This window comes from Bacillus pinisoli (assembly GCF_023036475.1).
GTDB classification, from domain to species: domain Bacteria; phylum Bacillota; class Bacilli; order Bacillales; family SA4; genus Bacillus_BS; species Bacillus_BS pinisoli.
This window is the reverse complement of record NZ_JAJQKI010000004.1, coordinates 252709-274592: the sequence shown is the minus strand read 5'-3', so window position 1 is coordinate 274592 and position 21884 is coordinate 252709. Positions and strand designations below refer to the sequence as shown.

24 protein-coding genes are annotated in these 21884 nt (G+C 37.6%); 23 read left to right on the top strand and 1 reads right to left on the bottom strand.

Going from position 1 to position 21884, the window contains the following annotated elements; all coding sequences use genetic code 11:
• The first annotated feature begins 9 nt into the window (after positions 1-9).
• The 13 genes from hisC to LT143_RS08210 all read left to right on the top strand — a co-directional run bounded on the left by hisC (position 10) and on the right by LT143_RS08210 (position 12813).
• A complete protein-coding gene (hisC, locus tag LT143_RS08270) occupies positions 10-1098 on the top strand; it encodes a histidinol-phosphate transaminase (RefSeq protein ID WP_246942176.1) in 1089 nt (362 codons plus the stop codon).
• 106 nt (positions 1099-1204) lie between these two features.
• On the top strand, positions 1205-2305 hold the full coding sequence (locus LT143_RS08265) for a prephenate dehydrogenase (protein WP_246942174.1): 1101 nt from the start codon (positions 1205-1207) through the stop codon (positions 2303-2305).
• A 12-nt stretch (positions 2306-2317) separates the two neighbouring features.
• A complete protein-coding gene (aroA, locus tag LT143_RS08260; protein ID WP_418909814.1) occupies positions 2318-3607 on the top strand; it encodes a 3-phosphoshikimate 1-carboxyvinyltransferase in 1290 nt (429 codons plus the stop codon).
• Positions 3608-3794: 187 nt separating this feature from the next.
• Complete coding sequence (locus LT143_RS08255) at positions 3795-4691, top strand: hypothetical protein (protein ID WP_246942172.1); 897 nt, start codon at positions 3795-3797, stop codon at positions 4689-4691.
• Between the two features lie 47 nt (positions 4692-4738).
• Entirely contained in the window at positions 4739-6001 is a 1263-nt protein-coding gene (locus tag LT143_RS08250; RefSeq protein WP_246942170.1) for a tetratricopeptide repeat protein, read from the top strand.
• A 285-nt stretch (positions 6002-6286) separates the two neighbouring features.
• A complete protein-coding gene (locus tag LT143_RS08245) occupies positions 6287-6826 on the top strand; it encodes a ReoY family proteolytic degradation factor (protein WP_246942167.1) in 540 nt (179 codons plus the stop codon).
• Positions 6827-7692: 866 nt separating this feature from the next.
• On the top strand, positions 7693-8154 hold the full coding sequence (locus LT143_RS08240) for a YpiF family protein (protein WP_246942165.1): 462 nt from the start codon (positions 7693-7695) through the stop codon (positions 8152-8154).
• Positions 8155-8297: 143 nt separating this feature from the next.
• Positions 8298-8804, top strand: coding sequence for a Rieske (2Fe-2S) protein (locus tag LT143_RS08235; protein WP_246942163.1), 507 nt, complete (start codon positions 8298-8300; stop codon positions 8802-8804).
• A gap of 3 nt (positions 8805-8807) precedes the next feature.
• The gene (qcrB, locus tag LT143_RS08230; RefSeq protein ID WP_246942161.1) at positions 8808-9482 is read left to right on the top strand and encodes a menaquinol-cytochrome c reductase cytochrome b subunit; all 675 of its coding nucleotides are present in this window, start codon (positions 8808-8810) and stop codon (positions 9480-9482) included.
• A 119-nt stretch (positions 9483-9601) separates the two neighbouring features.
• Positions 9602-10369 carry a menaquinol-cytochrome c reductase cytochrome b/c subunit gene (locus LT143_RS08225; protein WP_246942159.1) on the top strand — a complete coding sequence of 256 codons (768 nt, stop codon included), beginning with the start codon at positions 9602-9604 and terminating at the stop codon, positions 10367-10369.
• Positions 10370-10630: 261 nt separating this feature from the next.
• The gene (gene lhaT / locus LT143_RS08220; protein WP_246942157.1) at positions 10631-11221 is read left to right on the top strand and encodes a lipoprotein heptaprenylglyceryl N-acetyltransferase LhaT; all 591 of its coding nucleotides are present in this window, start codon (positions 10631-10633) and stop codon (positions 11219-11221) included.
• Positions 11222-11280: 59 nt separating this feature from the next.
• Entirely contained in the window at positions 11281-12072 is a 792-nt protein-coding gene (gene ypjB, locus LT143_RS08215) for a sporulation protein YpjB (protein WP_246942155.1), read from the top strand.
• Between the two features lie 63 nt (positions 12073-12135).
• Positions 12136-12813, top strand: a complete 678-nt coding sequence (locus tag LT143_RS08210) for a zinc metallopeptidase (RefSeq protein WP_246942153.1) — start codon at positions 12136-12138, stop codon at positions 12811-12813.
• A 56-nt stretch (positions 12814-12869) separates the two neighbouring features.
• Here LT143_RS08210 and LT143_RS08205 read toward each other — a convergent pair whose 3' ends face one another.
• Positions 12870-13745 carry a YitT family protein gene (locus LT143_RS08205; protein ID WP_246942151.1) on the bottom strand — a complete coding sequence of 292 codons (876 nt, stop codon included), beginning with the start codon at positions 13743-13745 and terminating at the stop codon, positions 12870-12872.
• 146 nt (positions 13746-13891) lie between these two features.
• Between LT143_RS08205 and LT143_RS08200 the strand changes: the two genes are divergently transcribed.
• The 10 genes from LT143_RS08200 (at position 13892) to panD (ending at position 21837) form a co-directional block, all read left to right on the top strand.
• Complete coding sequence (locus tag LT143_RS08200) at positions 13892-14218, top strand: nucleotide pyrophosphohydrolase (protein ID WP_246942149.1); 327 nt, start codon at positions 13892-13894, stop codon at positions 14216-14218.
• Positions 14219-14228: 10 nt separating this feature from the next.
• A complete protein-coding gene (dapB, locus tag LT143_RS08195) occupies positions 14229-15029 on the top strand; it encodes a 4-hydroxy-tetrahydrodipicolinate reductase (protein WP_246942147.1) in 801 nt (266 codons plus the stop codon).
• 10 nt (positions 15030-15039) lie between these two features.
• Positions 15040-15444: a methylglyoxal synthase gene (gene mgsA / locus LT143_RS08190; protein ID WP_246942145.1), complete on the top strand. Its 405-nt coding sequence runs from the start codon at positions 15040-15042 to the stop codon at positions 15442-15444.
• A complete protein-coding gene (gene bshB1 / locus LT143_RS08185) occupies positions 15431-16153 on the top strand; it encodes a bacillithiol biosynthesis deacetylase BshB1 (RefSeq protein WP_246942143.1) in 723 nt (240 codons plus the stop codon). The genes mgsA and bshB1 overlap by 14 nt, the downstream gene beginning before the upstream one ends.
• A complete protein-coding gene (gene bshA / locus LT143_RS08180; RefSeq protein ID WP_246942140.1) occupies positions 16150-17277 on the top strand; it encodes an N-acetyl-alpha-D-glucosaminyl L-malate synthase BshA in 1128 nt (375 codons plus the stop codon). Before bshB1 ends, bshA begins: the two co-directional genes overlap by 4 nt.
• A gap of 14 nt (positions 17278-17291) precedes the next feature.
• On the top strand, positions 17292-18488 hold the full coding sequence (locus tag LT143_RS08175) for a CCA tRNA nucleotidyltransferase (RefSeq protein ID WP_246942139.1): 1197 nt from the start codon (positions 17292-17294) through the stop codon (positions 18486-18488).
• The gene (locus LT143_RS08170; RefSeq protein ID WP_418909813.1) at positions 18461-19453 is read left to right on the top strand and encodes a biotin--[acetyl-CoA-carboxylase] ligase; all 993 of its coding nucleotides are present in this window, start codon (positions 18461-18463) and stop codon (positions 19451-19453) included. The genes LT143_RS08175 and LT143_RS08170 overlap by 28 nt, the downstream gene beginning before the upstream one ends.
• A gap of 281 nt (positions 19454-19734) precedes the next feature.
• Complete coding sequence (gene panB, locus LT143_RS08165) at positions 19735-20571, top strand: 3-methyl-2-oxobutanoate hydroxymethyltransferase (RefSeq protein ID WP_246942135.1); 837 nt, start codon at positions 19735-19737, stop codon at positions 20569-20571.
• Positions 20571-21416 carry a pantoate--beta-alanine ligase gene (gene panC, locus LT143_RS08160; protein WP_246942133.1) on the top strand — a complete coding sequence of 282 codons (846 nt, stop codon included), beginning with the start codon at positions 20571-20573 and terminating at the stop codon, positions 21414-21416. Before panB ends, panC begins: the two co-directional genes overlap by 1 nt.
• Before the next feature lie 37 nt (positions 21417-21453).
• The gene (panD, locus tag LT143_RS08155; RefSeq protein WP_246942130.1) at positions 21454-21837 is read left to right on the top strand and encodes an aspartate 1-decarboxylase; all 384 of its coding nucleotides are present in this window, start codon (positions 21454-21456) and stop codon (positions 21835-21837) included.
• The last annotated feature ends 47 nt before the right edge of the window (positions 21838-21884 follow it).

Sequence of the window (21884 nt, the reverse complement as noted above, 5' to 3'; positions counted from 1 at the left end):
CCATTATAAATGGAAGTGAAAAAACAGCTAATATCTTTGAAACCTTATCAACCAGGAAAACCAATTGAAGAAGTCAAAAGAGAATACGGTCTAGAAAAAATTGTGAAGCTTGCATCGAATGAAAATCCATTTGGTTGTTCTCCTGCAGCAAAGGAAGCAATTAAAGAAGCAATTGAACATTTAGCATTATATCCTGATGGATATGCAACGAGCCTACGTGAAACAATTGCTAATCATCTAAACGTAGAAGCAAACCAATTAATTTTTGGTAATGGTTCAGATGAGATCATTTTAATCCTTTGCCGTGCACTATTAACACCAGAAACAAATACAGTAATGGCTACTCCTACATTCCCACAATATAAGCATAATGCTGTTATTGAGGGAGCAGAAATTAGAGAAGTTGAGCTAATAGATGGAAACCATGATCTAGAAGGCATGTTAAAGCAAATAGATGAAAATACACGAATTGTTTGGGTATGTAGTCCAAATAACCCTACTGGGAATTTAATTAAAAAAGATGATCTCTTATCTTTCATGGAGCGTGTTCCTAAAAGTACTTTAGTCGTACTTGATGAAGCGTATTATGAATATATAGATTCAGAGGAATTCTTAGAAACAGTTCCTTTGTTGCAACAATATTCAAATGTGATGATTCTTCGCACATTTTCTAAAGTATATGGACTTGCAAGTTTACGTATTGGTTACGGTATTGGGAATGCAGACTTTATCCGTCAGGTTGAACCAGCAAGAGAACCGTTTAATACATCAAGAATTGCCCAGGCTGCTGCCATTGCATCGTTAAATGATCAACAATTCGTTGCAGAGTGTCGAGCTAAAAACCGTAAAGGGCTGCAGCAATTTGAGTCTTTCTGTAACGAACAAAATCTATCCTATTATCCTTCACAAGGTAACTTCATTCTAATTGATTTTAAGACCCTACAGGGGAATGAAGTTTTCCAATACCTGTTAGAGAGAGGGTATATCGTTAGGTCCGGTAACGCACTTGGATTCCCAACGAGCATTCGAGTTACTGTTGGTACTGAGGAAGAGAATGAAGGCATTATTTCTGTATTAAGAGAACTATTGACTAAATAATAGGCGAACAAACAGGTAGGTGGTGAACCTACCTGTTTGTCTACATATTTATCGTTGTGTGGGTATTAAAGAGCCATTTGAGCTATAAACAAGAGCAGGTGATTACATGAAGAAACGAGTTTTACTTATTGGCCTCGGCTTAATCGGAGGTTCCATTGGTCTAGCTATTAAAAGAGAAAGAGATGTAACGATTGTAGGATACGATATCCAAATGGAGCGCTTAAAGCTTGCCCAGGCTCTTCATGTGGTGGATGAGACTACAACAGACTATTCGACTGAAATTAGTAAGGCAGATTATATTATTATATCCACGCCGGTTACGCAAACCGAGCAGCTACTCGTAACACTTGCTGACTTACCACTTAAGAAAGGGGTAATTATAACAGATGTTGGCAGTACCAAAACACAAATCGTTCAAAAGAGTGCGATTCTAAACCAAGACGAAGTCTACTTTATTGGCGGTCATCCCATGGCTGGTTCACATAAAACAGGGGTAGAATCCTCAAAAGCTCATTTGTTTGAGAATGCATTTTATATCCTAACTCCGAGTCCTACTACCCCAAGAGTTGCCATTGATTCTTTAAAGCACTTACTAGTTGGAACAAAGGCTCATTTCATTGAAATGACGGCAGAAGAGCATGATCAAATAGCAGGATTAATCAGTCATTTTCCACATATTATTGCAGCGAGTCTCGTTCATAATGTGGCCACTTATCAAAACGAGAAACATGATATAAGCCGACTTGCAGCAGGAGGGTTTAGAGATATTACAAGAATTGCATCCTCTAGTCCAACCATGTGGAGAGATATTCTACTACATAACCGAGAACAGTTGCTACAGCTATTCAATAAATGGATGAAAGAAATGGAAACGGTCCGTACGATGATAGAGACTACTGACGCAGATCGAATTTATGATTATTTTGAAACAGCTAAATCTTTTAGAGATGGACTTCCAAGTAAGACGAAAGGCGCCATTCCTTCTTTTTATGATTTATTTGTAGATGTTCCCGATTATCCAGGCGTAATTTCTGAAGTTACAGCCATACTGGCAGAAAACAAGATTAGCATAACGAACATTCGAATCATAGAAGCGAGAGAAGATATATACGGGGTCCTTCGCTTAAGCTTTCAAACAGAAGAAGATCGACATCGAGCAAAAAACTGCTTAGAATTAAACAAATATGAAACATACGTAACACAGTAAGGAGACTGGTTAATGATGAAGAAGGTAAATTACTTTAATTCAACGTTAAATGGGGAGATACACGTTCCAGGGGATAAATCTATTTCCCATCGTGCAGTTATGTTTGGATCTATTGCAAATGGAACCACTACAGTTGAACACTTTTTGCCAGGAGAGGATTGTTTAAGTACGATCTCATGTTTTGAAAAGATGGGGGTAAACATTCAAAGAAACGGAGAGAGCGTGACAATTCAGGGAAATGGGTTTGAAGGCTTATTGGAACCAAAAGAGATACTAGATGTTGGGAATTCTGGAACGACAACTCGACTTATACTTGGTATACTAGCAGGGCTTCCCCTTCATGCGTGCCTAATTGGTGATGCTTCTATTGCTAAGCGACCGATGAAGCGTGTGACAAATCCATTACGAGAAATGGGCGCTAAAATAGATGGAAGAGAAGACGGTCAGTTTACACCAATTTCTATCAGAGGTGGAAGTTTAAAGGGATTAACCTATCAATCACCTGTAGCCAGTGCTCAAGTGAAATCTGCTATCTTATTAGCGGGACTAAACGGTGAAGGAATCACAACCGTGACAGAACCTCATCAATCCAGAGATCACACGGAAAGAATGTTAAAAGCATTTGGTATCGATGTTCAAGTAGAAGGCCATTCTGTTTCAATTGAAGGCGGACAATCATTACAGGCTACCTCCGTTTTTGTTCCAGGTGATATTTCATCTGCGGCTTTCTTTCTAGTAGCGGGAGCTATTGTTCCAAATAGTGAGATCGTCTTAAAGAATGTAGGCATTAATCCTTCAAGAATTGGAATTATTGAAGTTCTTGAGCAAATGGGGGCAAACATTAAGGTAGAAAATAAACGTGAAGAGAATTTTGAGCCTTTTGCAGATCTGACTATTTCAACGTCTACGCTAAAAGGTATAGAAATTAGTGGTGATGTCATCCCACGTTTAATTGATGAGATACCTATTATTGCACTTTTAGCCACGCAAGCAGAAGGTATGACTGTCATTAAAGATGCTAGTGAGTTAAAGGTCAAGGAAACAAATCGGATTGATACAGTTGTTAATGAGTTATCAAAACTTGGTGCGGTCATTGAGGCTACAGATGATGGTATGATTATACACGGTAAAAAAGGAACATTACGTGGTGCTGAGGTAAATAGCCACGGTGACCATCGTATTGGTATGATGCTTGCAATTGCGTCACTTCTATCTGAAGGTGACATGTTTATTGAAGACACAGAAGCGATCGCTGTCTCCTACCCAACCTTTTTTGAACATATTGAAAAATTAGTGAAATAACGTAAGAGACTGTCAATCACCTGGTTGACAGTCTCTTTGTTCTTGTTTAGGAAATTATAAAAAAACCTAACCGGGGCGCTTGCGCCTTTTGTTCTTAGGCACCATGATTTAATCATACTTTCCTCTTTTCGCTCATAGCCTGTCATAAGGGTATATTTATGGACTAGCTTATTGAGGAGGGTTTAAAATGCCTTATGTTATTGACCGTGCCAACGTGATAAAAGAACTGGAAATTATTCAATGCTCCTTCTCTATAAAAAATAATAAAATAGAGTATATTAGACCCCATATGGACAACGTAAATTTATTAAAGATGGATGCTTCCCCATATCTATTAACCCCTGGCCATGTAATGCTAGACTTCCAAATTGAACATGTATCATCTGCTTTGGCACTTAAGGAACATGTGAAGAAACTTATAAGTAAGGGATGTACAACAATTGTGGTAACTGTCACAGCACAGTATGAGAGTGAGCTACAAGTAGCTGTTAAGAGAATAGCTCACTTAATGATTAATAGTCCCATTGATTATTGTATTGCTGTAAAAATCCCCTCCAGGGCACTTACGCCAAGTTTTATTAGGCAATGTAAAAGGCTAAAGATCCCTGTTCTGTTTGTAGAGCTACAGGAGGTAGATATGTACCAAATTGCATGGGCATGGATTAGAGATGCTCTATATCCTTATTTTCTGTCCATAGTCCCCATATGGCAAGACGAGCCTTCAAAGGGGAAGGTAAGAAGATTAACAGAGAACTGGAAAACTTTACTTCATGAGGAAAGTATTCCGACAATACCGAGTTGTCCTGCTCCAGGTGTACCACTCGAGTTAAATGTAATAAGAAAAATTGGAATCTCGCCACTAAAAGGAGAATTACGAATTGGTGGTGATTTAGATTACAATTTATATGCAGAAAAAAGCAGGGAATTTGCGAATCAGGCAGAAGTTAACTATGATATGAGTAATCCTATTATAACCGTTCAAAAGGGACGGACTATAAAAGTGAATGAACAATATTTTATCAATCCTGGCTTCGGACAAAGAATCACGGTAAAAGTACCAGGATTTTATGACTCGAGCTTTTAATTTAGGCTCTGTTCGTAAATCACAAGTTTTTTAATAGAGGGAGCAAAATGAAAACAATACAAGCAGCAATCGAACTAGTTGAATACGGAGAAGTAGAAAAAGGGTTAGCCGAACTTTCAAACTTATTACCACAAGCAACAGATGATGAGAAGTATAGTGTGGCAGAAGCCTATTATCAATTTGGATTCTTAGAAGAAGCAAAAGCTCTATTAATCTCGTTACTTGACTTATACCCAAATGAAAGTGAACTACTTCTTTTACTTGCAGAAGTTCATATTGACCTTGATGAAGAGGAACAATCAATTGAGTTATTAAGCAATGTGGAAGAAGAGGATGAAGAATATCCGAGAGCTTTGTTATTACTAGCAGATTTATATCAAATGCAAGGTCTAGATGAAGTGGCGGAACAAAAGCTTCTAAAAGCGAAAGAGTTACTGCCAAATAACGCAATTATTTCATTTGCTTTAGGAGAATTCTACTCAGGCAGAGGTAATTATAAACAGAGCATACCCTATTATGAGGGAGTCCTACAGACGGAAGAACATGTTGGAGACATAAATGTTCACTTAAGACTGGCAGAAAGTTATGCAGCTACTGGTTTATTCGAGGAGGCCTTTACTCATTATGAAAAAGGCTTAATTGATAAAGTAGAAATAGATAGTCTATTTGGATATGCCTGTGCTGCCTTTCAAGCGGAACATTATAAAACAGCAATTAATAAGCTCTTAGATTTAAAAGACATGGACCCAGCCTATAGCCCGTTATACTTAGTGCTAGCCAAATCCTATGAAGCGGAGGAACTGCTTACAGAAGCTAAAGAGGCTGTTCAGGATGGATTAAAAATAGATGAGTATAATAAAGAGTTATATGTATACGGTGGAAAGCTTGAGATGAAGGTTGGTAATTACGAACTGGCTAAAACTTACTTACTGAAAGCAAGAGAAGTAGATCATGAATCAGTAGAAGCGGCGTTTCTGTTATCTAGAATTTATATGAACGAGGGCGACTTTGAAAAGGTTGTTCCACTTGTTGAGGCTGCAATGGAAACAGGGGATGAAGATCCTCAACTAATTTGGGACTTAGCCACTGCAAAGAAGGAATTAGAAGAATATTCAGATGCATTAAAACACTACCATAGTGCATATACTTTTTTTAAAGATCAACCAGATTTCTTGGAAGAATATGGACGTTTTCTCTTAGAGGAAGGGTTAACAAAGGAAGCATTAACACAGTTTATGCATTTACTCAGCATAGACAAAACCCGAATTGATATCGAAGAGCTAGTATTACAGCTAGAAAATGACCTGTAAGCAAGAAGGAGTTTCATTTAAGAGTGGTGAATCTTAAAAGTAAGGCTCTTTTCTAAACTTTGTTGCTTTTCAATCTTATATTTCAGTAATTTTCACCATATTTAATATGAGTAACTGATTTTTAAAAGTTAGAAAAGAGCACAACTCTCTAGATTTAAAGCAGAGACTTTGTGCTACCAAGTAAAAATCCGGCTTTTGGGATTTTTACGAAAGCAACAATCTATATGAAAACAGCCTAAAGTAAATAAAGCACTTAAACTCATTAAGAACAGAGGAGGGACAACAATGGCAACCCCTGTATCTGTAAATGAAAAAAAAGAATTTATTCGTTGGTTTCTAAATAATTATCAGCTAAAAAGAAGAGAGTGTGTATGGATTCTCAATTACTTAATGAGTCATGATCAATTAATGAAAAAAGTACACTTTGTTGAACAGGCTCAGTACTGCCCAAAAGGAATTATCATGTCAACACACTGTGTAGATGATGTGCCTTTCCGATTTTATAAAGAGAATGTCATGACTACTGATGCTGAAAAATCATTTCATGATATCCGACTGAATCGTGAGGAAGACATATACATTCAGTTAAACTTCCGAGAATCCTTTCACTCCTCTCATTATGTCCTCGTCCTAGAGGATAACCCGTTTATGCCAAAACATCTAGGAATTAGCGATAAGGATAAAAAACTGGCAGAGAAGTTTCTCGAAGAATCAATCTTTACCTTCCAACGAGATAAGCTTCTTACCTTGATTGATAAGGCTCTTGATAAGCAGGATCAAGAGGAGTTTATTAGATTGACGGAATTGTTAAACCGACTACACTAGTTATATCGTACGAGTTACTCGTTTTAGCAAACTCAGAAAATACAAGCGTTTACACGGAACACCTTGCGTTAGCAAGGTGTTTTTTTTTGTTGGCGAAAGTAAATGGAGAGAAGTCGCAAGTAAAAGTAGTGAAGTAGCAAGAAAACAGATGAAAGTCGCAAGAAAAGAAGTCGAGGATGCAAGAAAATAGGGAGAGCGCAAGAAAACGAAGTGAAGTTGCAAGAAAACAGATGAAAGTCGCAAGTAAACAGATGAAAGTCGCAAGAAAAGAAGTCGAGGATGCAAGAAAATAGGGAGAACGCAAGAAAACGAAGTGAAGTTGCAAGAAAACAGATGAAAGTCGCAAGAAAAGAAGTCGAGGATGCAAGAAAATAGGGAGAACGCAAGAAAAGGAAGTGAAGTCGCAAGAAAACAGGTGAAAGTCGCAAGAAAAGAAGTCGAGGATGCAAGAAAATAGGGAGAGCGCAAGAAAAGGAAGTGAAGTCGCAAGAAAACAGATGAAAGTCGCAAGAAAAGAAGTCGAGGATGCAAGAAAATAGGGAGAACGCAAGAAAACGAAGTGAAGTTGCAAGAAAACAGATGAAAGTCGCAAGTAAACAAGCTAAGGACGCAAGTAAATAGAAAGTCCACACAACCAAAATAGATAAAATTCCCAAACAAAATCGACTAGTTAGAAACTACAACAAACTACCTCAAGCAAAAAATCCAAAAACCATCTCCAATCGCACACAAAATAACAAAATTAGAACATTTTGTGAACGAATGTAAAGAAATGCCACTAATCATGAATGGACTAGTTGATAGTGGATGAAAATATAGAGAGAGTATGGTTTAATAAAATCGAGACTTCTATAGGGAGGGTTACGATGAAGTGGATAACAGCTGACGCAGATTTATACTTACAGTCAAAAGAGTATGTAGACACAGTGATTATACCTCTCATTCCAATTTCGACTGGTACCCAAATGAAAAACATTGTATTAAATGGTGAATTTATTTCTATTCTTACAAATGAATTGGAAAGACAGTTTAAAGGAAGAGTTTTTTTGATCCCACCATTTACTTACTTAAAAGATGATCAGCAGCTTGAGAAGGAGTTTTCAAGGCTGATAGAATGGAAAAATTCCTTAACAGGTCAAGATTTTAAACATGTTGTTTATATAACAAGTGATGCTAGTTGGCAGCAATTCGAAAATGAGATGGGAAAAGCGTTAATTTGGCTTCCAGCAGTTCCTTTAGAACATGTTGATTCGAAAGTGAAGCAGCAAATTATGACAGACCAAATCCAACAAATTGTACCATTATTGTTATCCGCATGGAGGAACTAGCAAGATAATACATATTAGACTGCTATAATGATAATGATATTATTGACCTGATATCAATATTGATATATCATGAGTATGTCCTAGTTTTATAAGTGTTAAAGTTTGTCCGAACGGACTTAGCTTCGTATAGAGGGGGGAAAATGATGAGTGAGAAAAAGCATCGGGTTTCAAGACGTCAATTCTTAAACTATACCCTTACTGGTGTTGGTGGATTTATGGCTGCAGGTATGCTTATGCCAATGGTTCGTTTTGCTTTAGATCCGGTTTTACGTCCTGCAACTGAACAGGATTTAGTTCCTGTTGCCAATGTTGAGGATATTACAGCGGAACCTCAACGCTTTGACTTTAAAATTGACCAAGTTGATGCTTGGTATAAGTCAGAAGAGCCAAAATCAGCTTGGGTATATAAAGAAGGCGATAAGATTGTTGCATTATCACCTGTTTGTAAGCATCTAGGCTGTACAGTAAACTGGAATTCAGATCCAGCAAATGAGAATAAGTTCTTCTGTCCATGTCACTATGGACTGTATGAAAAGGACGGTACAAACGTACCAGGAACTCCACCTCTAGCACCATTAGATGTTTATGTGTCTGAAGTAAAAGACGGGAAATTATACTTAGGAAAAGCAAAACCAAGAGGGGAGGCGTAATACATGTTAAACAAGATTTATGATTGGGTAGACGAACGTTTAGATATTACGCCGATGTGGCGTGATATTGCGGACCATGAGGTTCCAGAACACGTTAACCCTGCTCACCATTTCTCGGCATTTGTTTACTGTTTTGGAGGATTAACATTCTTCGTTACAGTAATTCAAATTCTTTCTGGAATGTTCCTAACGATGTACTATGTTCCAGATATTAAGAATGCGTGGGAATCTGTATATTACTTGCAAAATGAAGTGGCTTTCGGACAAATTGTTCGTGGAATGCATCACTGGGGAGCGAGTTTGGTCATTGTTATGATGTTCCTACATACTCTTCGTGTATTCTTCCAAGGTGCTTATAAGAAACCACGTGAATTAAACTGGGTTGTAGGAGTTCTAATTTTCTTTGTAATGTTAGGACTTGGTTTTACAGGATATCTATTACCTTGGGATATGAAAGCATTATTTGCTACAAAAGTAGGGTTAGAGATTGCCGCTGCTACACCGTTTATAGGTGGAATGTTAAAAACATTACTAGCAGGTCACCCTGAAATTGTCGGTGCACAAACATTAACACGTTTCTTTGCCATTCACGTGTTCTTCTTACCTGGTGCTTTACTAGGATTAATGGGAGCTCACTTTGTCATGATTCGTAAACAAGGTATTTCTGGACCGCTTTAATATTAAAATTGTTAAAAAATCTTCTTAAAAATACGAAGAAAAAATTTGCGGGAAATTGGTTTAGTTTAATTTGAGATTTTTCGAGATTTTTTCCACCTAGAAAAAAGGAGGGGAAATGAATGCATCGTGGTAAAGGTATGAAATTTGTTGGGGATTCACGTGTACCTGCTGAAAGGAAACCTAATATCCCTAAGGATTACTCGGAATTTCCAGGAAAAACAGAAGCATTCTGGCCAAACTTCTTATTAAAGGAATGGTTAGTAGGTTCTGTGTTTCTAATCGGATTCCTTTGTTTAACTGTTGCTCATCAACCACCACTAGAGCGTGTGGCTGATCCGACAGATACAGGTTATATTCCATTACCTGACTGGTACTTCTTGTTCTTATACCAACTTTTAAAATATGAGTTTGCAGCGGGACCGTACACGGTCATAGGTGCGATTATTATGCCGGGTCTAGCATTCGGAGCATTAATGTTAGCACCTTTCCTAGATCGTGGACCAGAACGTCGTCCTTCTAAGCGTCCGATTGCTGTTGGTATGATGCTTCTAGGGGTTGCAGCAACTATATTCTTAACATGGGAATCAGTTGTTCAAACTGACTGGGAAGCGAAGGCTGAAATGGGTAAGATCGTTGAAGAGGTTCCAATTGACACGGAAGCAGAGGGCTACGCAATTCTTGAAGCTCAAACTTGCTTATCCTGTCATGGTACGAACTTAGCAGGAACAGCTGCTGCACCAACTTTAATCGGTACCGGTTTAACAGCTGAAGAAATCGCTAATATCGCTGTTAATGGTCAAGGCGGTATGCCTGCTGGTATTTTTAAAGGCACTGATGAAGAACTACAAAAGCTTGCAGAGTTTGTAGTTTCAATTGGTGAAGAATAATATAGAGATGAAAAAGCTGACGAATACGTCAGCTTTTTTTACTAAGGCTGTTTTCGTATAGATTGTTGTAAAAATCCCAAAACCCGGATTTTTACTTGTTAGTACAAAGTCTCTGCTTCAACTCTAGATACTTGCTCTTTTTAACCTTTAAAAAATCAGTTTAATCATAGTAATATGGCAAAATTGCTGAAATATAAGATTGAAAAGCAACAAAGTTTTTGAAAAGAGCCTTTACTAATTATCGAATAGGGAGGAAAAGGGATGGTAAAATGGTTTCAATTGTTCCTAGGTCAACGTTGGGTTCTGTGGACATTATTGATCATCAATCTAGCAGGAACAATTTACGGTTATAAATGGTATGGATGGCAACTAGCTGACACTCCCTCCATTTTCTTACTATTTGTTCCGGATAGTCCAACAGCAAGTTTATTTTTTGTGTTTGTGCTCGTAGCGTTTCTTCTTAATAAAAACTGGCCCATATTTGAGGCTCTTGCCATTGTGACGTTATTTAAATACGGTATATGGGCAGTAGTAATGAATCTTTTAGTTCTATCCATTCAGGGAGAACTACCATGGCAAGGTTACATGCTAATTGCTTCTCATGCTGCAATGGCGATTCAAGGACTACTTTATGCGCCCTATTATAAAATGAAGGCTTGGCATTTATTGCTAGCTGGAGTATGGACATTACATAATGATATCATTGATTACGTCTTTTTTATGTATCCGAGGTATAGACTGGATGATTATATCCCATACATTGGTTATTTTACGTTTTGGTTGAGCTTAGGATCACTTCTAATAGCCTACATTCTTTGTATTCGAAAAAATAGAACACAATTAACATTATAATGGTCTACTCTTGTCCACCCTCTCATACAATTTTATAAGTAGTAAGGGGAGGGACAAGTATGAGTAGATGGATAATGGTAGTAACTATGGTTCTAGTATTAATAACACCTTCAATCGGACTAGCAAATCATACAGATAATTGGGAAAAGCTTGATATTATAACGGATCAAGCCCTTCAACTAGTGAAGCATCAAAAATATAGTGATGCAGAAAAGCTACTTTCTTATTTCTCAGATCAGTTTTCGAAAGAAACAATACATGATAATGCTTTCACGATGGATGAGATTAGGATTATCTCGACTTCTAATGATGAGGCTAGAAGGATACTAACTTCTGAAACGATAACTCATGAGGATGCCATTAAAGTAGTGACAAAATTCCGCCTTATTGTAGACGCTATTAAATCTGAGCATCAACCATTATGGGCAGAGATGGAAACCTCCGTTATGACAACCTTCCATTCACTAAAAGAGGCAGTAAATGCAGGTGATGTTGAAGTCTTTCAGCAGGAACTTAATGTTTTTCTAGGAAAGTATGACATCATTTATCCTAGTGTTAAGCTTGATCTTGATGTCCAACAAACTGAGAAAATAAATGCATATGTGACGTATATGGATCAATCACGTGACGAACTGTTAGAGCATGAGTCTAGGATGGAGCATATGGAAGTTATGGAAGATGAACTAATTCGTATGTTTAAGCAAATGAAAGAGGATGATGCGGATCCTTCATTGATCTGGGTGATGATCTCAACAGGAAGTATTATAATCGTTACATTATCTTACGTAGGCTGGAGAAAATATAAGGGAGACAAAGAAAAACAAGCAGCTAGAAGAAGGCTAAATGATTGACACCACTATATGTCTTGCTTACAATTAAGATAATATTATAATGTTTTTTATGGAGGATGACTTATGGGCTTTATCATTTACTTCGCGTTAATCATTATCATTCCGCTTTTTGCTCAGATGAAAGTAAAAAGTGCTTACAAGAAATACTCAAAGGTAACTGCTTCATCTGGGATGACGGGGGCACAAGTAGCCAGAAAAATTTTAGATGATAACGGTTTATACCATGTAGGTGTTGAAGAAACTCCAGGAACTCTATCGGATCATTATGATCCTCGCTCCAAAACGGTTAGATTATCAACAAATAACTACTATGGTAATTCTATTGCAGGCGCTGCAGTAGCAGCACATGAGGTTGGACACGCAATTCAAGATCAGCAAGAATATGCTTTCTTACGTTTCCGACATGCACTAGTACCAGTTGCTAATATTGGATCTAATTTTTCTTGGATTTTGATTCTTATCGGTTTCTTTGCTAGCATTAGTGGGCTAGTATTACTAGGTATTGTTTTCATGGCAGCAGCGGTATTATTCCAACTTGTAACACTTCCTGTTGAATTTGATGCATCAAACCGTGCTATGAATGAAATTGTGTCAGCGGGTATTATTAGGAATGATGAAGAACGCGAAACACGTAAAGTATTAAATGCAGCGGCATTAACTTATGTTGCAGCAGCTCTAGTTGCAGTTTTAGAATTAGTTCGTTTAGTCCTAATCTACACAGGGATGCAAAGCGAAGATTAATAAAAAAATCCTACTTGATATGTTTTCAAGTAGGATTTTTTATGTATTCATTTTGTTTACTCTTCCCGAAGCGGTTTCTTATTTTCATCGAGAGTAAAGCCTTCTCCTAGGACATCATGAACATCTGATACAGCTACGAAAGCATGTGGATCAACATAAGTAATAATATTCTTTAACTTAACGATTTCATTACGACCTACTACACAATAAAGTACTTCCTTTTCTTGTCTTGTAAATGAACCCATCCCACGTAAAATCGTGACTCCTCGTTCCATTTCATGAAGAATTTTCTCAGCAATTTCATTATTTTTTTCTGAGATGATTGTAGCCCCTTTTGCTGAATATGCCCCTTCTTGCATAAAGTCAATAACCTTTGCACCAATGAAGACGGCGACAAGCGTATACATTCCTTGACGATAAGAAAGGTATGTAATAACAGATAATGCAATAATACATAAGTCAAATAAAAACATGGTTTTTCCCATACTCCAACCAATATACTTCCGCGCTAGACGTGCAATAATATCAACTCCACCAGTTGTACCACCGTAACGGAAGATGATTCCTAATCCTACCCCAATAAAAATACCGGCAAATAAAGCAACCAATGTTATATCATTTTCGAGTTCAAAATTAACTGGAAACTTTTGAAATAGCCATAGATATCCAGATACGCTAAATGTACCAATCATTGTATAAATAAACGAAATTCTTCCGAGTATTTTCCATCCTATAAAAAATAATGGGATATTTAGAAGTAAGTTTGAGATTGCAGGGTCAAACTTAAATAGGAAAAAAAGTAATAAGGTAATACCGGTAAACCCACCCTCAGCAAGGTGATACTGCATATTAAAATTGACTAGTCCAAACGAAAAAATGGCTGATCCAAGTAGAATGAAGAAAATATTTACAAATCTAATTCTTCCAAACATATTAAGCCTCCAGTTTTAATTTTCCAATCCGTTACAAATTATAGACGATACGTTGTAGAAGGGCAATTTAACTTTGTAATTTTAATATTTGTCAAATCACGTTGTTTTAGCTAACATGGAAGAAGAAAAATATGAGGTGAAGACTTATGGCGAAAACCTTGCAAGAACTTCAAAAAGAAGTAGATGAATACATAGGGCAGTTTAAAGAAGGTTATTTTAGCCCGTTAGCGATGCTAGCACGGTTAACAGAGGAGTTAGGTGAGTTAGCAAGAGAGGTTAATCATTATTATGGTGAGAAGCCGAAAAAGTCAACAGAGGAAGAAAAGTCAATGGAGCAGGAAATTGGGGATATGCTCTTTGTACTTACTTGTCTTGCTAATTCGTTACAAATTGACTTAGAAGAATCTCATAACTTGGTTATGAAAAAATTCAATACACGAGATAAAGATCGTTGGACTAAAAAAGAAGAGTAGGAGTGTTAAAATGAATGAAATAAAAATTGTGATAGCAGGACCAAGAGGTAGAATGGGTAAGGAAGCTTTACACTTAATTCATACTACACCACATTTTAGCTTGGTTGGAGCAGTAGATCGCATTAACGGAGGTAAACTTATATCCGATATTGAAGGCTTACCTGCATTAGATGCACCTATCTATGAAGACCTTGAAACTTGTTTACAACAAGTAAAACCAGACGTACTTCTAGATTTAACGACTCCTGAAATTGGAAGAAAGCATACGAAACTTGCGCTTGAATATGGAGTTAGACCTGTAGTAGGAACAACCGGTTTTTCCGCACAGGATTTAACCGAGCTTCAAGATCTAGCTGAACAAAAGGAATTAGGTGCTATTATTGCACCAAATTTTGCTATTGGTGCCGTTTTAATGATGAAGTTCTCGCAAATGGCCGCTAAATATTTTCAAGATGTCGAAATCATTGAGCTTCACCATAACCAAAAACTAGATGCGCCAAGTGGTACAGGGATCAAGACAGCTGAAATGATTGCAGAAGTGAGAGAGAAAAAACAACAGGGGCATCCTGATGAAAAAGAACACATAACAGGAGCAAGAGGTGCAGATTTTGAAGGAATTCGATTACATAGTGTTAGGTTGCCAGGCTTAATTGCACATCAAGAGGTTTTATTTGGTGGGGATGGACAAACATTAACTATTCGTCACGATTCCTATAACAGAGAATCGTTTATGTCTGGCGTACAACTAGCGATTGAAACCGTAATGAAAATTGATCTGCTAGTGTACGGTTTAGAAAACATTATGGAATAGAGGGGAAACCATGAAAATTGCTTTAATTGCTCATGATAAGAAGAAGCCAGAGCTCGTTCAATTCTCCATTGCCTATAAGACAATCTTTGAACAGCATGAATTATATGCAACAGGTACGACGGGACTGAAAATAACGGAAGCAACAGGTCTTTCCATCACTCGTTTTAAATCTGGTCCCCTGGGAGGAGATCAAGAGATCGGCTCACTTATCGCTAAAAATGAAATGGATGCTGTTTTCTTCTTCAGAGACCCATTAACAGCACAGCCTCATGAACCTGACGTGACGGCACTCATTAGACTTTGTGATGTTTACAATATTCCTTTGGCAACAAATATGGGGACAGCTGAAATTTTAATTAATGGGATTAAACGAGGCGATTTTACCTGGAGGAAGATTGTACATGACCAGTCCTAATGAAAAGCTTGATATTTTGGCATTTGGAGCACATGCCGATGATGTAGAAATTGGTATGGCAGGAACCATTGCCAAATATACTAGTAAAGGTCTAAAAGTCGGAATCTGCGACTTAACGGAAGCTGAGCTTTCTTCAAATGGAACAGTTGAAATTCGCCATCAGGAGGCAAAGCGAGCGGGTGAAATATTAGGAATTACGTTGAGGGAGAACCTACAGTTACCAGATCGTGGCTTATTTATGTCTCAAGAGTATATTAGGAAAATTGCCTATATCATCAGAAAATATAGACCTACCTACGTGTTTGTGCCATATGAAATAGATCGACATCCTGATCATGGTCGATGTGCCTCATTGGTTGAGGAGGCTGTTTTTTCAGCGGGGATAAAAAACTATGAAGTGAATGACTCTCTTCCATCGCATAAGATTTCACATTTGTTTTATTATGTCATCAATGGATATCACGTACCGACTTTTTTAATGGATATTACCAACACGATGGATACAAAAATTCAAAGTTTACGAGCTTATGAAAGTCAATTTACAAAAAGAGCTGGAAGTGTAGATACACCATTAGTGAACGGATATATAGAAAACATACTGAGTAGAGAAAAACTGTATGGACAAGAAGCAGGAGTCGCGTATGCGGAAGGCTTTATCAGTAAAAAACCGTTCCTCATAGGAAGTGGGTTGTTAGGGGAGAACAAATGAAGTTGAAAATTGGTATTACATGTTATCCAACTGTCGGGGGGTCTGGTGTGATCGCCACCGAACTTGGAAAACTACTAGCAGAAAAAGGTCACGAAATCCATTTTATTTCTTCAAGCCTTCCGTTTCGTTTGAACAAGGTATATTGCAATATATATTATCATGAGGTACAAGTTAATCATTATTCTGTTTTCCAATATCCACCTTATGATTTAGCATTGGCAGGTAAGATGGCAGAAGTAATAGACCGTGAAGAGTTAGATTTACTACACGTACACTACGCAGTTCCTCATGCCGTTTGTGCTGTACTTGCAAAACAAATGGCAAAGCGGGATGTGAAAATTGTTACAACATTGCATGGAACGGATGTAACCGTATTAGGCTATGATCCATCAATGAGTGACTTAATAAAATTTGGTATAGAACGCTCAGATGCCGTAACGGCAGTCTCTAAATCTTTAATTGAACAAACGTATGAAATGCTAGAACCTGATCAACACATCACGCCGATTTATAACTTTTTAGATGAACGTATTTATTATAGAAAAGATTCAAATGCCTTAAAGGAAGCGTACGGGATTAAATCTGAAGAAAAAGTAATTATACATACTTCTAATTTTAGAGCTGTAAAAAGAGTGACAGATGTCATCTTAGCATTTGAGCAAATTGAAAAACATATTCCGTCTAAGCTATTATTAGTTGGCGATGGACCAGAATTGACAGTTGTAAATAAGCTGGTGAAAGAAAAAAATCTAACTGAAAAAGTGCTTTTCCTAGGGAAGCAGGATAAGCTTGAAGATTTATATTCAATGAGTGATTTAAAGCTACTCTTATCTCAAAAAGAAAGCTTCGGCTTGGTGCTATTAGAAGCGATGGCCTGTGGTGTGCCTTGTATTGGCACAAGAATTGGTGGAATTCCCGAAGTGATTGTAGATGGAGAAACCGGGTACTTGTGTGAGCTTGGGGATGTGAATATGGTCAGTGATCGAGCTATAACATTACTTTCTGACCCAGCCCTTCATAAGAGAATGTCTATAAATGCGGAGAAACGTGTTAGGGAAGAGTTTAGTTCAACTAAAATACTGCAGCAATATGAAGAAATATATACTCAAACATTATCGAAATAGTGGATGTGGTCTTGGTGAAAGAAGTTTTTGAGAAACCTTATAAGATAGTACGGAGATTAACGGAAAAAGGATATCAAGCTTATTTTGTCGGAGGGGCGATTAGGGATACGATCATGAATCGCCCGATTGGTGATATTGATATATCGACGTCTGCCCTTCCAGAGCAGGTTATGGAGCTTTTTCCTAAGACCATACCCGTTGGGATTGAACATGGGACTGTTGTGGTGATGCTGGAGGAAGAGGCGTTTGAAGTAACAACCTTTCGTAAAGACGACGAATACCTTGACCATAGAAGGCCAACGAATGTCCAGTTTATCGATTCACTACTAGAGGACTTAAAGCGGCGTGACTTTACAATGAACGCCATCGCTATGAATGAACACGGACAAATTTTTGATCCGTTTCATGGACAAGCTGCAATTAAGGAAAAGAAGATTCAAACAGTTGGGGTTCCTCATGAACGTTTTCAGGAGGATGCTCTTCGAATGGTAAGAGCAATTCGTTTTCATAGTCAGCTTGCCTTTGACATTGAACAAGAGACTCTTTTGGCAATTAAAGCTAATGCAAATTTGTTACATCATATTTCCATAGAGCGGATCTCAGTCGAATTGGAAAAAACTTTATCTGGTATAAATTGTAAGTCGGCCATGCAACTACTAGCGGAGACTGGCCTTTCAGAACAGATTCTAAGCTTGATATCTTATAGGGATCAACTTCAACACTGGCCAAACATCCACAGCAACTTGTTAAAAACAAGAACAGAAAAATGGGCATTACTTTGCACGGTATTAAAGGTGAAAGAAACAGAGTGGTTTTTAAAGACTTGGAAATTACCAACTAGACTTATAAAAGAAGCCACTAGTATGGTCTTAGGCCTTGAAGAGATTCAGGCTACAGGATGGACTAATCTACTTATGTACAAGCTTGGAGAGGAGCTTACCATTTCTACAGAACGTCTACGATTAATACAGCTAGGACAACTAGATGAAACCGAAGTAAGTAAACGGTTCGACGCATACAAAAAATTACCTATATATGATAAATCAGATCTTGCTGTTAACGGGCACGAATTGATTGAGATGGTAGGTCAACCTCCTGGCCCTTGGGTTAGTAAAGTTTTAAGTAAGATGGAACATGATATATTAGTTGGTAAGTTGGACAATCAAAAGGAATTAATAAAGGAGTGGCTCAATACGTGCAATCAGCTTTAAGGGAGAGACTATTAGAGGTTTTTACCCATGCTGAAGGAGAGTTTGTTTCAGGGCAAAGACTTAGTGAGGTGCTTGGTTGTTCACGAACAGCGGTATGGAAACATATCGAGGACCTTAGAAAAGAAGGATACGAGTTAGAAGCTGTTAAGAGAAAAGGCTATCGTATCACCATGAAACCTGAGAAAATTACATCAAATGAAATTCAGCTTGGATTAAAAACCAAATTTTTAGGGAGAAATATTCATTACGAGGAAACAGTAAGTTCCACACAAAAAATTGCCCATAAATTAGCCTATGAAGGTGCTGTAGAAGGAACTATTATAGTGGCAGAAGAACAAATTGCAGGTCGAGGACGCTTAGACCGAACTTGGTATTCTCCAAAGTATACTGGAATCTGGATGAGCATCATCTTGCGTCCTGCCATTCCGTTACCACAGAGCCCACAACTAACGCTCTTAACAGCTGTAAGTATGGCTCAAGCGATTCAAGAAGTAACAGGATTAGAGCCCGAGATAAAGTGGCCAAATGACATCCTTTTTCATCAAAAGAAGGCAGTAGGAATCCTTACAGAGTTACAAGCTGAGGCTGATCGAATCAATTCTATCATTATCGGAATTGGAATTAATGTAAACCAGGTTGAAGATGACTTCCCAGAAGAACTGCAGGAAAGAGCAACTTCACTTCGTATTGAAGGAAAGAAAAAAATAAATCGAGCGGAACTGATTCAGGTTATTCTAGAGAAGCTTGAAAAACTCTACGAACACTACTTACAGAATGGATTTTACCCAATAAAACTACTATGGGAAGCATATGCCATTAGTATTGGGAAAAATATAATTGCTAGCACGCTAAATGGAAAAATCCACGGAGTTGCAGTTGGAATCACGGATGAAGGTGTCTTGATTATTGAGGATGAAGACAGAAAGAGACATTATATTCATTCTGCAGATATTGAAATTAGATAAGTAATTTTAAGTGAAAGCAATAGCCTAAAAAAGTAATACTTGTTATAATGAATTCGGGTAGTATCCAAAAATAGGAACTACACCAGTGAAGGAAGTCTTATGAAAATTAATCTGCCTTGATCCATATGGACTAGGACAGAGGGATGAATGAAACCGAAAAGTGCTATGTTTATTATCCTTCTCTCCAATAAGAAGGATTTTTTTGCTATTTATCAGCAAAAAACATCACGATTCTCATTCTCGTCGGTTTATTCATTACCTCTATTAAAGGAGGAGAATGAATGAAACAAACAACAGATTTTATTAAAATGAAGCGAGAAGAAAAAAAAATTGCCATGTTAACTGCCTACGATTTTCCAACTGGTAAACTTGCTGAGCAAGCTGGAGTTGATCTAATTCTCGTAGGTGACTCGTTAGGGATGGTTGTATTAGGATATGATAGTACAATCCCAGTAACAGTTGATGACATGATTCATCACACAAAGGCAGTAAAGCGCGGCGCAATGGACACGTTTATTGTGACGGATATGCCGTTTATGTCCTATCATATTTCCAAGGAAGATACATTAAAAAATGCAAAGAAAATATTTCAAGAATCAGGGGCACATGCACTTAAACTTGAGGGAGCTGGAGAGGTAGTTGAGCTAATACGTTTATTAACGAATGCTGGTATACCGGTGATGGCTCATTTAGGTCTTCAACCTCAATCAGTGGCGGTTTTAGGCGGTTACTCTGTTCAAGGAAAAGATGCGGAAAGTGCAGCACGTTTACTAGAAGATGCCAAGAAATGTGAAGAAGCTGGTGCTTTTGCAGTTGTATTAGAATGTGTGCCGAAGCAGGTAGCGGAACATATATCCTTAAATATATCTATTCCTACAATTGGAATTGGAGCAGGTAATAAGACAGACGGACAAGTTCTTGTTTTCCATGACTTAATTAAATTTGGAGTTTCTAGAGTTCCTAAGTTTGTTAAGACTTATATGGATAGTAATGAAGAAATAAAGAGAAGTGTCGCTCAGTATATTGCAGATGTAAAAACAATGGATTTTCCTTCTGATCAACATTCCTTCACCATGAAGGAAGAAGAGCTAGTTCATTTGTATGGAGGAAAGAAGTAGTGGAAATTATTACAAGCGTTAAAGATATGCAGAATAAGGTAATGTCCTTGAAAAACCAGGGGAAAACGATTGGGTTTGTACCAACCATGGGATTTCTTCATGAAGGACATTTAACATTGGTAGAAAATGCTCGTGAAAAATCTGATTATGTTGCGATGAGTATTTTTGTTAATCCTCTACAATTTGGCCCAAATGAGGATTTTGAAAGATATCCACGTGATATTAAAAGAGACGAGCAGCTTGCCCGACAAGCTGGGGTTGATTTGTTATTCTATCCAAGTGTAGAAGAAATGTATAAACATAATAGGACATTTAAGCTATCAGTTGAGAATAAAGTAGATATACTTTGTGGTAGTAAGCGGCCAGGCCATTTTGACGGTGTGGCAACGGTTCTTATTAAGCTATTTAATATTGTCCAACCGACCTATGCATATTTTGGAATGAAAGATGCACAACAAGTTGCGGTTGTTTCTTCATTAATTGATGAGTATAATTTTCCAATTGAACTAATTCCCGTGGAAACAGTTCGGGAAAAGGACGGCCTTGCAAAGAGCTCGAGAAATGTCTATTTAACAGACGAAGAGAGAAAACAAGCGGTCGTCATTTATCAATCACTTCAATTAGCGAGAGAACTGATTGAAAAAGGAGAGACAAATCCTGAAGTGGTACAGGCGGCAATGGAGGAGTATATAAAAAGTCATTCATCAGCTGTAATTGATTATGTTGAGATCTACTCTTTTCCAGACCTGAAAACGTTAACAACTTTATCTGGATTGGTTTTAATTGCCGTTGCAATAAGGTTTACAAATGTAAGACTAATTGATAATATGACAATGGAAGTTTAGTATTTGCTGAGAAAGTCGGCAAAGGGGGATATATTACATGTTTCGAACTATGATGAATGGCAAGATTCATCGTGCCCGTGTAACGGAAGCAAACCTTAATTACGTTGGCAGTATTACTATAGATCAAGATATATTAGACGCAGTTGGAATGTTACCAAATGAAAAGGTGCAAATTGTTAATAACAACAACGGTCAACGATTTGAAACTTATATTATCTCTGGCGAAAGAGGCAGTGGTGTATGTTGCTTAAACGGTGCTGCAGCTAGACTAGTTCAAAAGGATGATGTAGTGATTATCATTTCTTACGCATTAGTTCCAGAAGAAAGAGTGCAAAATCATCATCCAAAAGTAGCTATAATGGATGAAAATAACCGAATTATCCAATTGTTAAAAGAAGAGCCAGCGGGCACTATTATGTAAAAAAATCCCTTGAGAAAGGGATTTTTTTTTTGCACTATACTTATTAT